General features: G+C 48.6%; 10 protein-coding genes. 2 read left to right on the top strand and 8 right to left on the bottom strand.

Annotated elements, in window-relative coordinates:
* Positions 1–17 precede the first annotated feature (17 nt).
* Positions 18–1,535 (top strand): glycoside hydrolase family protein, encoded by a 1,518-nt coding sequence (locus CUJ86_RS00045; RefSeq protein ID WP_130645524.1) that lies wholly within the window; start codon positions 18–20, stop codon positions 1,533–1,535.
* Here the strand turns inward: CUJ86_RS00045 and CUJ86_RS00040 are convergent.
* From CUJ86_RS00040 to CUJ86_RS00010, 7 genes are all read right to left on the bottom strand, one after another.
* Positions 1,496–3,352: a hypothetical protein gene (locus CUJ86_RS00040; RefSeq protein ID WP_130645523.1), complete on the bottom strand. Its 1,857-nt coding sequence runs from the start codon at positions 3,350–3,352 to the stop codon at positions 1,496–1,498. The genes CUJ86_RS00045 and CUJ86_RS00040 overlap by 40 nt on opposite strands.
* Positions 3,352–4,497 carry a glycosyltransferase family 4 protein gene (locus tag CUJ86_RS00035; RefSeq protein WP_130645522.1) on the bottom strand — a complete coding sequence of 382 codons (1,146 nt, stop codon included), beginning with the start codon at positions 4,495–4,497 and terminating at the stop codon, positions 3,352–3,354. The genes CUJ86_RS00040 and CUJ86_RS00035 overlap by 1 nt, the downstream gene beginning before the upstream one ends.
* A gap of 5 nt (positions 4,498–4,502) precedes the next feature.
* Positions 4,503–6,014, bottom strand: coding sequence for an alkaline phosphatase family protein (locus CUJ86_RS00030; protein ID WP_130645521.1), 1,512 nt, complete (start codon positions 6,012–6,014; stop codon positions 4,503–4,505).
* The gene (locus CUJ86_RS00025) at positions 5,959–6,627 is read right to left on the bottom strand and encodes a dTMP kinase (RefSeq protein WP_130645520.1); all 669 of its coding nucleotides are present in this window, start codon (positions 6,625–6,627) and stop codon (positions 5,959–5,961) included. Before CUJ86_RS00025 ends, CUJ86_RS00030 begins: the two co-directional genes overlap by 56 nt.
* Before the next feature lies 1 nt (position 6,628).
* Positions 6,629–7,537: a glycosyltransferase family 4 protein gene (locus tag CUJ86_RS00020; RefSeq protein ID WP_165394702.1), complete on the bottom strand. Its 909-nt coding sequence runs from the start codon at positions 7,535–7,537 to the stop codon at positions 6,629–6,631.
* 98 nt (positions 7,538–7,635) lie between these two features.
* The gene (locus tag CUJ86_RS00015; protein ID WP_207231366.1) at positions 7,636–8,766 is read right to left on the bottom strand and encodes a glycosyltransferase; all 1,131 of its coding nucleotides are present in this window, start codon (positions 8,764–8,766) and stop codon (positions 7,636–7,638) included.
* Positions 8,767–8,810: 44 nt separating this feature from the next.
* A complete protein-coding gene (locus tag CUJ86_RS00010) occupies positions 8,811–9,944 on the bottom strand; it encodes a glycosyltransferase family 4 protein (protein ID WP_130645517.1) in 1,134 nt (377 codons plus the stop codon).
* Between the two features lie 531 nt (positions 9,945–10,475).
* On the opposite strand from CUJ86_RS00010, the gene CUJ86_RS00005 reads away from it, so the two are divergent.
* Complete coding sequence (locus CUJ86_RS00005) at positions 10,476–11,642, top strand: glycosyltransferase (RefSeq protein ID WP_130645516.1); 1,167 nt, start codon at positions 10,476–10,478, stop codon at positions 11,640–11,642.
* 129 nt (positions 11,643–11,771) lie between these two features.
* Here CUJ86_RS00005 and CUJ86_RS12385 read toward each other — a convergent pair.
* Positions 11,772–11,915: carbohydrate-binding protein (locus CUJ86_RS12385; RefSeq protein WP_449405505.1), on the bottom strand; the 144-nt coding region annotated here is incomplete at its 5' end.

Here is an 11,915-nt window from a genome sequence, read left to right as displayed (position 1 = left end):
GAAATGACTGAGAGATAATGTGGATCGTCATTCCTGCATGGTCTGTTCCAGACAGTGTCTGTTCTGTACGACCGTTCGGGATAATGGGGCTGGTTCAACTCAGGATTTTTTACCTGCGTGGGATTCAAGGAATGCCGCTAGCTGGATTCAGGGGGTTTGGGTTGACGTTCAGAAATCATCTCATATATGAATATGAAGGGCTATCTTCAGGATCAGACTGTCCTGCTGAGGCATCCACACTATCTGTCCCGGGTCTGCTGTCCTGTGTGATTCTCCTGCTCTGTCTCTTTCAGGCGGTCAATGCAGCCACTCTGGTTGTAGCGGCAGGTGACAGTTCAGCTACGTCCAAACTTCATGCCGACTACATCTGTGACGGTATCAGTGACCAGCAGGAAATTCAGGCTGCCATTAATGCTGTCTCCTCGTCCGGTGGCGGCACGATCGTTCTGAGTGAAGGCACCTTTGCGCTCTCTTCCTCACTTTCCCTGCAGAATGACTGCGTACTGGAGGGTCGGGGCGTGGAAAATACGCTCATTACACTGAGCAAAAAGGCAGCAATATTCATTTCCCCATCCGTTCAGGGAGTGACGCTTGAAAATTTCAAGGCTGTGGGGGAGGGATGCATCCTCATCGAGGGTGACCATGTCCGTCTCCACGACATTACAATGACCACCGGTGACACCATCGACGGTGCGTTCAGGATCATGTGCACAAAGGACAAACCTGTCATCCAGGATATTGAATTTATCAACTGCTCTGCAATCGACTGTGGGTGTATCGGGTTTATCAACTCCGCCTCACAGTCGGTCGCCAGCAGTGCATGGGTGAAAGACATCCGCTACACGGATTGTGTGGTTGTCAACTACGGTCTTTCCAGTCGATATAACCCCTGGGTCTGTGGTTTTGATCTGGCAGAACTCTGCAGTGTCGATGGCATGATTGTCGATGGATGTTATGCCGAAGGCAACTGGGAATCCGGGTTCCATTTTGAGCCGACAACAATCAGGAATGTGGTATTAAAAGATTGTATCAGTAAAAACAACGCTCAGAAGACTGCAATCACCGGAGAAACCTGTCATTTTGGTGCTGGTTTTTTCACGAACGGCGATGTGACACTTCTGAACTGCACATCTTCGGGCACCCATCGTCGTGGTTTTATGATCCGCGGGGGTGTTGTCAATGCGACACTGGTCGATTGCCGGGACATTGGTGCTGTCAATTCATTTGATCTCTCCAATGTGGATGGGGTAGTGCTTGAAAACTGTGTGAGCGAGAACCCGACTTCAACAGGTTTCTTCATCTATGCGTCCACGAACATTACGCAGATCAACTGTAGCGTCAACCCTGCTTCTTCTGCTCAGAGTCCGGTATCCAATGTGTTCGCTATAGAATTCCCGAAAAAATTAGAGATATTCCCGCTTCTTCGCAGCCTGTGCCGGATATTCTCTTTCGGCAATCTGCCGATCTATCTCTGCCATGGAGTCTGTCTGATAGACTATACCCCAAGATATCCACTCACGGACCCGCAATTATAGATCTGAGAAATCCCATGTTCTGACAACTTTTCTCCAGGATCAAAGTCAAACCGATAGACCGATGAGTAAAACCTGAATGGTTCGTACATGGTGGCAGTCCTGATAAGGGAGAGATATCGACCCAGTGATGAATAATCGCCCCTGTCAAGTTCTTCATCGAAGGTGGACATCGTATACCCCCCCCACGCCTGGTTAAAGACATAATAACTGTCCGCCTTTATTATCCCGCTCCACATCTCTGAGACCGAACGAACGGCCTGTATTTCAGATTCTGTAAGTGCCTGTCTGATACCGGTATTTTTCGAAAATGCATGGTTGTCTTCGTTTGCGATAGGATTCAGGATCATCAAGAATGTAAGTCCTGCGATGGATATCAGGACGATGAATGAAATAATTGTTGTACTGCGTTGTCTCCATGTCGAGAGCAGCAGGATGGTGACGGCAAGCGGCAGACTCAGAAGCAACTGTGAAAAATACCACCACCGATGTTCAATAATTGAATGGCCGGTCATATAGCTTGAATATCCCAGAAAAAGAGGAGTGACGCCAACAACTGCCATTATCCACAGGTAATGGTTTTCTTTATGAGCGATCATGTAGAGAACGCCGATAAATGAGAGAGAAAAGAAGATGAACGTGGGCATATTCGAAAAGATCTGTTCCCAGAAGGGGACCGAATATGAGGAGGCAATGACCGGAACATCAACAAAGTAGTCGATCCTGAACCCCCACTCAAAAAGACGTACGAGTGCCTGAAAGCTCCTTGAGGCATATATCCACCAAGCAAACATCATGAAAAAAAATCCCACGGCTAGGTTGAGCGAAACTGGACTCACCTTCTGTGAATGGAGCAAGGAATACACAAAGACAGTAATCCAGGATACGAATAGCAGAATCGCCATACACATGGCCGTAAGTGTATGGGTGAATATGAGGGTGATAAGAACAATGATCGCCAGCATTTTGGTATAATGCCTTTTATCCTGCTTTTTTATAAATAAGAGATACAGTGAGACCAGAATAAATATTGCGGCATATGAATTGGGGACCGATATGAAACTCATCGAAATCTGGTGGTGGGAAACCGCAAGGAGAAGACCGGCCATCAGGCCGATTTTTTTGTTTTCAAATAAAAACGAACCGATGAGATAGATGAAGACGACATTGCAGATTATCTGTGCCAGACTCACCGTAAGCATGGTTGCATGTTTATATGATATTTCGGCAAAGAGCATCTGTGCGCCCACGGTCAGATGGAACAATGGAAAACTTGCATAATCTTCGGATCCCGGAAGGGTGCCTGCTTCCAGTATTCGATAGGTGAATACTTCATGGTATGAGGGATCGATACCAAGTACACTTGTTGGGAATATCAGCATCTGTGACCAGGCAACGCTGATGCCGATGATCATTGCCTGAGAGAGAATGATCCAGTGATATCGTTGCTGTGAGAACAGGATTTCCAGCGCAACAATGCCTGCCATCAGGGCGGTTGCGATAAAATAGACCATCGGTCGTTCATAAATTTCCGGTCTCAACCTGACAGTGAGTATGCTGAAGAAGAGCAGAATAAAGAAAACCGACACAAGAAGCCTGAACCTGAAGGCATCACCCATGACTTTGCATGATAAATCTGCTGATTTCCTCATGAAAAGCCAGAAGAGACAGGAAATAAATGTAAATATGCCCGTCAGCGCATACAGGTTGTTGCCTGCCCTGAGGATAAAATAGGCTGTCAGGGCACATGAGAGAATCAGACCGGTCAGTGCAAGGTATTTATCCAGGTCAACAACAAGTCTCGATTCTTTCAGATTCATCATGAACTCCGCATGATCTCGAATATCTGCCGGTAGCGTTGTGTTGCACGCTCATAGGTATACTCCTGTTCGATGGCATTCCGGGCGTTTTCTGATATCGTGTTGAGCAGGGGATGATTCAGTGCACTCTTCAGGTTATTTGCGATACATTCCGGAGTGGTATTTTCCAGAATAAACCCTGTTTTTCCGTCACTCACGACATCCCCGATCCCTCCAACCGCTGGTGCAAGGACAGGTGTTCCACAGGCCATGGCCTCCAGAATAATGGTTGGAAGGCCCTCTGAATGTCTCGTCGGCAGCACCAGAACCCTGAGTTGACTCATGTAGTCCGGGAGATCGCTCTCAGGAATCCATCCTGGCTGGAGGATGCTGCATCCGGGTGTCCCGTTCAGATTTCTGACCTCGTCGGCAAGCTCCCCCTCCCCGCCGATCAGTATTCGGGGGACATTCGTGCCCTCATCGAGGAGTGGTACGGCTTTTACAAAATCCAGAAGCCCTTTCTCTTCGCAGAGGCGACCGATATATCCGATACAGTCTCTTTCCAGAATCGGTTTTTTTGGCCTGAAAAAATTGGTATCTATATATCTGGCGCCCATCGGCACGATCTTTTCCTGATATCGCTCAAGGTCCAGTTCATGGATGAGATTCGGTGATTCTGGCGATATGAAATCGATCAATGTCAGCAGAAGCCTGTCCTGGAGGGCGTACGCCCTGTTCAGGGCGCTCGAAGTGTTCAGTTTAGATCGAGTGATCACCTCGAGCGTTCTTTTTCCGGATAACTTTGAGGCAATGAGTGGAATCAGGTAAAATGGCCAGGATACATAGAAGACGACCAGATCGACATCCCGTGGCAGTCGAAGGATCTCCCTTGAGATCAACATCTGGATCCAGACCACATTGAGTCCGTTTTGAAGTTTTTTCAGGAATGAACAATTGTCTTCAGGTTTTTCCATGGACCGGTTGATGTCGTGGACATGGACCTTACCGGTGTCGGGATAGGTGATCCTCTCAGTGTTTCCGGTGATCACATGCACGGATGATGTAATCGGTTCGCATATCTCCAGCATGGTGGACAAAAATTTATACGGGACCTTCGGGGCACGCGGCAGCATCACCAGGCACACTTTTGACGGTTCTTCTGGCATTGGCTTCACTCTCCAGGAACGTTCAGCAGGTCCAGTATAATGGGGGAGATGTCTGTGAGGTCCAGAATCTGTTTGTGTATCGGGATTTTTTCTCCATATGCCAGAAACACTGCAGATTCCAGCCTGTGGTTTCCAGAATGAAGTTTGTGCGATGGGCTGCTGCTATAGAGTGAACCATTGATGTCCCATCCAACGCCCCAGTCATCCCTCAGTTTAAAGAGGACATCCGGATACTTTTCGAGGTATGGGCCGGTGTAGACGTTCTCTCTGCTTTTTACCCACTCAACAATACGCTCTCCTGTATCCGGATCCCTGATCTCAGGCAGTTCTGTGAAGATCTGTCTGCGTATCTCTTCATACTGGTCCGCTGGAAGAAACTCTCTGTCGATCCTGATGCCTGCATAGGAATATGCCTTCAGCCCCCCCGAGGGATCGGAAAGATAGGCTTTTGTTCCCTGCTTTTCAATCGGTGTTATCCTGGTAAAGGCGCCCAGTCCTCCCGGGAAATGGCTCAATATTTTTGAGGCCGCTTTTCCGACAATGCGGTATTCGCTGACGGCATTGACCACCGAAGATTTGAGCCTTCGTGCAATATCCGCACTGCTGATCCCTGGATTTTGCCCGTTCTGCTTTGTTTTCAGTAGTCCGTTCCGTTTCAGCATCTCATTGATGTTGACAACCTTTGTCGGTCGCATGCCATGCCCGTGATCGCTGATGACGATGAGTGTCATATCCTCCTCGAGAAGGGAGAGGAATGGACCGATCACATGTTCGTCATAATAGTGGTAAAAATCAGGAATGACTGATTCATATGGGTTATTGTCGGAGTATTCCGGGTCGTCGGGATCATAATACATCCAGAACAGGTGTTCGATATTGTCGATCGAGGAGTAATAAATAAAAAAGAGGTCCCAGTCATTTTCTTGAAAGAGTTTGAGTCCGAGGTCTGTCTCCCGACGGATCAAGTCCTGTGTCGGTTGGATGATGTCTCCAATCCTGAGTGGATAAGAGGTCATGGGAGAGAGATCAGAGAGATCATAACGATCCTGCAGGTGTTCCGGGAAGATCTGGATGTCAAACTCACGTATGTCGGTTTCGGTTGTCCGTCCGACCATCACCCCGTTCACCTCCCATACCGGATAGCCGAGGTGAGGAAACACGACACACACCTTTTTTCCGGCATTCCCTGCTCTGTCCCAGAAGGTCTTTCCGGATATGTCGGTTCCGAGATACTCGCAGAGTCGAGCGGGTGAAAACGGGTCTTTGAATGAGATAACGCCATGCTCTGCAGGGTTCTGACCGGTGTATATTGAGGTCCAGGCAGTCGGGGAATCTGGAGGGAACACCGAGTGCATGCCGACATCCGGCGATCCCTCTTTTATCTTCTGAAAATTCGGCAAAATATGCTCATACTTCTGTATAAGTCCTGAATCAAGCCCGTCTATACCTATGACGACAACCCTAGACATTTGCAACCCCCCGAGCAATACTCTCCACTTCGAGTCGGATCCTTTCAAGCGGTAGTGATCCGTCTATCAGATCCATTCCGCATTCTGAAGCAAGTATGTGGTATGATGCCCTTCTGTCACGGAGATAGTCGACAGAAGGAACATCGTCTTTTCTGCTGAAGGCGATCTCTTCGGGCACATCAACGAGAAACACTCTGTCAGGCCGTGGAAAAAAATCGAAGGAGTGTAGTGAACTCCTGATTTCTTCATCTGTAAAATTGAAGTCAACAGAAAAATCCGTGATTATTGTGTCGTAGATATAGCGGTCGCAGACAATATTCTGGCCGAAATACACTGGAATTTTTATTCTGACCAGGGTCTGAAGTGCATAATCGAAGATGAGCAAAGATCTGTATGCCGTTGCCAGAACTGGGTGCCGTTTTGAGGTTTTCTTTTTTGCCTTGGAATATCCTGAATAGTCCGAGAAAAAATCTTCTTTCCTGAAAAATAATAATTTTCCCAGAGTGAGGGCCGGTTTGAGCAGCAGCGGGACATATCTGTTGTAACGGTACTTTACAGGAACCCCTTTCTCGTTCAGGGTACTGACCAGCATGTTTACAATGGTGCTCTTTCCTGAACCGTCAATCCCGGTAAAACAGATAAAAAAGCCTTTTTTGCCCATTTTAGCACTCCTGGGCGACTTTATGATACTCGCCCTCCAGTCGCCTGCCAATGACGCTCCAGTCGATCGGCAGTACCTTTTCTCTGATCCCGGTATCTCGAACCCCCTGCTGATATTCCTCGATGTGCCGGATCAGATCGACGGGTTCTGTGAAAAATCTCAATCCTTCTCCCTCTGAAAAGTGATCCGTCAATCCCTGGAAGGGGGTAGAAACAACGGGAATGTTGCAGGACATGGCTTCAAGAACAGAGAGAGGCATGAATATGCTGTTTGCCGGCGGTGTCGGGAAGACATAGCAGTCTGCCAGACCATAAATCTCCTCAATATGTCTGAAATAGGTATTGAGTATGAGGCATCCGCTCTGTTTCAGGTCGTTCCATAGTGTGTGGTCTGGTTTGAAATATGAACTCCCGACGATGACCACCTGATGGTCTCTGTCTGCGTTCTGCAGATCCCGTAAGATGCCTATCCCCCTTGCCCTTGTAATATGCCCGACATGAAGAATGACATATTTTTCTTCATCGATCCCGAGTGATTCTCTCATTCTGATCCGATCTTCCTGGTTGCGGGGCGTGAAACGCAAGGTATCCACACCATTTGGAAGTCGGGAGGTTTTGCATCCTGCAGAGGTAAAATTGTTCTCGATCTCTCTGCACTGCGTCAAAATCAGGTCGGGTTTGAGACTTTGTACATACCGGCGGGTGAACGAATTGCTGAACAGGTCATGTGAACGGGGATGAAGAGCAGAGATGACGGTTTTCACATCGCCCCCACAGATTTTTTGTGCTGTTTTGAGCACAAAAAAACTCGATTGGGTGGGAGCCGTGATATAATGAATGATATCCGGTGAAAACGTTTTCATCTCCTTCCAGATACCGGCAGAGATCAGGTGCCTGTTCTCCACCTCCATCAGTTCATGATCTCTGGAGAGGTAATCGGCAAGGTGTCGTGCAATATTTTTATAACCCTCATCCGGGTTGCCGGAAAATGCTCCAATAAGGCACACCCTCATCTGCCGGCCCCCTCACATGCAACGCTGAAAAAGTCACTGGTGCTCTTCTGCCAGCTGAATTTTTCCCGCACCCAGCGGTAGCCTGAGAGGCCCATCTGTTCAGAGCAGGATGAGTCCTGTAAAATTTCCTGAATGGCCCCTGCGATTTTTTTCGGTTCTCTGGGGGGGACCAGCAGGCCGGTCTCATGATCCCTGACTGCTGCTCTGATCCCTCCCATCGTCGTTCCGATCACAGGGGTGCCACAGGCCTGTGCTTCGATCAGGACCATTCCAAAGCCTTCCGCTCTGTTGTAACTTGGAAGCACCATTACATCGCTTCCGCAGAAATAGTGGACTATCTCTTCGTCGGCAACATATCCGGCAAATATGACGTATTTATCGACCCCTTCCCGTTCTGCATGTCGCCTGTAATGCTCGAGATAGTCGCCTTTTCCAACGACGACAAGTCTGGCGTCAAAAGACCGGTTCACATGACTGATAGCGGTGATCAGATCTTCCAGTCCCTTGTGCTGGCTTTCCCTGTTCAGCTGTCCGACGAACAGGATTATTTTCTCGTCACCGAGGCCGAATGTGCGTCTGATATGGTCGGTTTGAAGCATCCGGTACTTTTCAATATCCACCCCTGGTGAGACGATACGGATTTTATCGAGATGAGGGCTGAGGTATGGGGATGTCTGTGCATAATACTCGGATGTGGCAATGATAAGCCGTGAGAGTTCCTGTGTTCTGTTCCATTCTGTGAGATAGTAGAGTCTGGACAATGCTCTCACTGCAGGGTTGTATCCTGTCAGGTCGTTATGATAGGTCAGGATATATGGAACCTTCTCCTTATGGGCTGCTCGTACAGCCCCGTCGGCAATCTGCGGTACTGGTATGTGCCCGTTGACCACGTCTGGTTGAATCCGCCGGATCAGGTCTCTCAGCATCGCCGTCCATCCAGGATGGACCGGTGTGCTCGAGACTTTCAGGAGGTACGGCAGTCTATAGACGCTGATACCGCCGAGTGTCTCTTCCCTGTAGGTGTTGTCGTGTGCATCCCAGTTCGTGCATACGACCGATACCTCCACGCTGTAGTGATCGACAAGGCGTGAGCAGATCTCATAGACGTATTTTTCAACACCACCCATTTTGGGATAAAAATAGGGTGTCACCATCATCAACTTCAGGTCAGTCATGTATAGTCCAGTTTGGCTGCGTAAATCTGTTCGTAGTTGGCTGCTACCCTGTCCCAGGTGTACTGGCTTTTAACCCTGCTCATCCCCTTAATCGCCAGGTCATCCCTCAATTCACAATTATCTGCGAGGCACAGTATCGCATCGGCGAGTGATACTTCGTTTTGTGGTGGGACCAGAAGTGAAACCCCATTGAAATGGTCCCTGATGCCCGGAATGTCTGTCGTGATCACCGGCAGACCGAAATACATCGCTTCGAGAACGACCGTGGGGCAGACCTCGGAGAGCGATGGGAGCACAAAAATGTCCGAATTTTTATACAGGGAGATGAGTTCCTCCTCGTGAACTGCACCGAGGAAGATGACATCGTCCTTCAGACCATAATCTCCGGCAAGTTTTCTAAAATAGAGTTCATCTTCTCCTTCTCCAACAAGAATGCACTTGATTTTGCCTGCTCTCCGCTCTTTTTTTAAGATTTTCATCGATTTAATAAGCCACTCTATGCCCTTTCTCCGGATCAACCTCCCGACAAAGAGGATGGTGAGGGTATCGTCGTCCGTGCACCGGTCGAAGGAATCGGAAAATGATGAGAAATACTCCGGGTCGATGGCATTATGCAGAACGACGATTTTTTCCTGGAAATGTGGATTGATCGAAAGGATATAGTTACGATCGTCAACTCCATTGACGACGATGGTGTCGCAGATGCCGAGGATTTTTTTCCCCAGTGTTCTGCTATAGACCTTTTCGATCAGGTTCATATAGGGTGTTCCAAAGATAAGGCGCCCGTGGCATGTCAAAAAAAGGGGCGAAGCGTAATATTTACGATAATGGGCCGCTGCAATCGCAGCAGAACTGTGCTCATTATGTGTATGAACGATATCATAATCTCCGATCTTCTTCCCGAGTGTCAGGAATTCAGGTGATATCGGGTTTCGCAACGGTCTGCAGATGCAACTGCAGCGATGTACCTGAACGGCGGCATTATCCCCCTTCTCGCACTTCGGATAGTCTGATGTGATAATGTCGACTTCATGTCCCCGTTTGATCAGATGCATCGTAAGGTTGTGGATATAGCGTTCCTGTCCCCCCAGATATGGAAGATAATATGGTGCAAACTGAAGGATCCTCATATGACCACCTGTTTCCCTGAAACTGTCGGGATTTCTGGGAAAGCCGGCCAGATTCCCATTTGAATGGGGCAGGTCGGATCTCACAGGCGGGGATACAGAACAATTGCATCCACTGCACGGTCGGATACCTGAGATGCAGACATCTAACGATATATCCAGAGATATGTCGATTGCCGTGCATCTGCCTCTTTATGACGTGTTGATAAAGAGTGTACTGCCTGATTGTTGTCTGGAAACGTCTCCCCCGAAACATCCCGATGTGATGAGCGTCCACTATGCCGGACCTAATATAAAAAACTTATGCAGGTGTTGGATGGTTGTCGGTCAGTCTTTCTCTCAATCCTGCTGAATTGCTTTCTTTTCAAGATTAGATGGGACCGTGGAGCAATTTCCTTTGATAGATAAAGTGTTTGGGATATCTATAAATATTGGTTTGTCGCAGTCGGGCTGGTTGAACCCGGGGTCGTGTCCACCGACGAGAGATCCGGTGGAGGGTTGACGCTCTGCACGAAATGTCCTCAAAGGTGTTTAATGGTGAAAATATCTCTGCTTGCCTCTGATTTCTCGAAAAATGGGATCACACGGGTATTGTTTCTCGGGAAGATGTTGCGGAAGCGCTACCGTGTTGAGGTGGTGGGTCCTGCGTCTGATGGCAGTATCTGGGGGCCTCTCGCCTCTGAAAAGGATCTGGAATGCACAATTCTACCTGTGAAAGGGCATTTCAGGTCTTCCACCCATATGCGGGAGCTCGCCGGCATGATCGATGGAGATGTCGTCTATCCGGTCAAACCGCTGTCGTCGAGTTTTGGTGTGGGCCTTTTCAGGAAGCTGGCTGCACGGAATCCTCTCATCCTTGATATCGATGACTGGGATCGTGGTCTCTATCTTGAAGATTTAAAGGCCAAATCACGTTCAGCCCTGATGATGTCTCTGGCGCACTCAACTCTCCATCCATTTGATCCCTGTTCGTTCTGGGGGACCCTGTTCTTCGAGCGCCTCATCCCGTACACCGATGAGATCACGGTGTCAAGCCACTTTTTACAGAACCGTTTTGGGGGTACGATTGTCTGGCATGCCCGCTCTGCAGAGATGTTTGATCCGGGTGTTTATGATCGCTCTCTTCTGCGGGGGAAGTATGCGATTGATGATGGAAAACGTGTCGTGATGTTTATGGGGACACCCCGCCCCCATAAGGGGCTTGAAGATCTCATAGAGGCTGTTCGTCTGAATGGCTCCGATGATATCATCTGTATGGTTGTGGGGATGGATGACTCCGAATACTGCAGAGACCTGGTGGCATGCGGGAAAAAACATCTGGGCTCCTGTTTTCAGAGTTACGGACTTCAACCTTTTTCAAATGTTCCTGAGTTTCTGGCACTGTCCGATCTAGTTGTCATTCCACAGCGGCGGGGTCCAGCAACCGTTGGTCAGGTGCCGGCAAAATTGTTCGATGCGATGGCGATGGCACGACCGATAATCGCGACCGATGTGTCCGATCTCTCCAGAATCCTTGATGGGTGCGGCTGGATCGTTGAACCTGATGCACCGGACCAGATCGCTGAAAAAATTGCCTCTATTCTCCATCACCCTGAAGAGGCAGAGGCTATTGGACGCCATGCCCGCCAGAGATTCCTTTCCTCTTATTCTGAGGGTGCTGTCGAAAAAACTCTATTTAAAGTATTTCGGCAATTTGAATGATCCTAAAAAATCTATTTTCGGTGAGGTTCTGGCATTCGGCACAATTCTGATGATGGGGGATTCAAGAGATTGTTTCATGGACATCTGTTCAGAAGTGGAAGAACCGAAAAAAGGGGTTGGGCCGATACTTCAGACTCGAGTCAGCATGACTGCGTCTGCGATGACATATCCATCGGTGGCGTCGTTTCGTATCCTGATTGCCCCTCCTGAATCTGCATAGAATGTATAGGTTCCAAGAAGGTAGAACTGCCCTCCGTTGACCCTCTGGTTGAC

Source organism: Methanofollis fontis, from assembly GCF_004297185.1.
GTDB classification, from domain to species: domain Archaea; phylum Halobacteriota; class Methanomicrobia; order Methanomicrobiales; family Methanofollaceae; genus Methanofollis; species Methanofollis fontis.
Note: the sequence above shows the minus strand (reverse complement) of the source record. Positions and strands in the feature narration are given on the sequence as shown.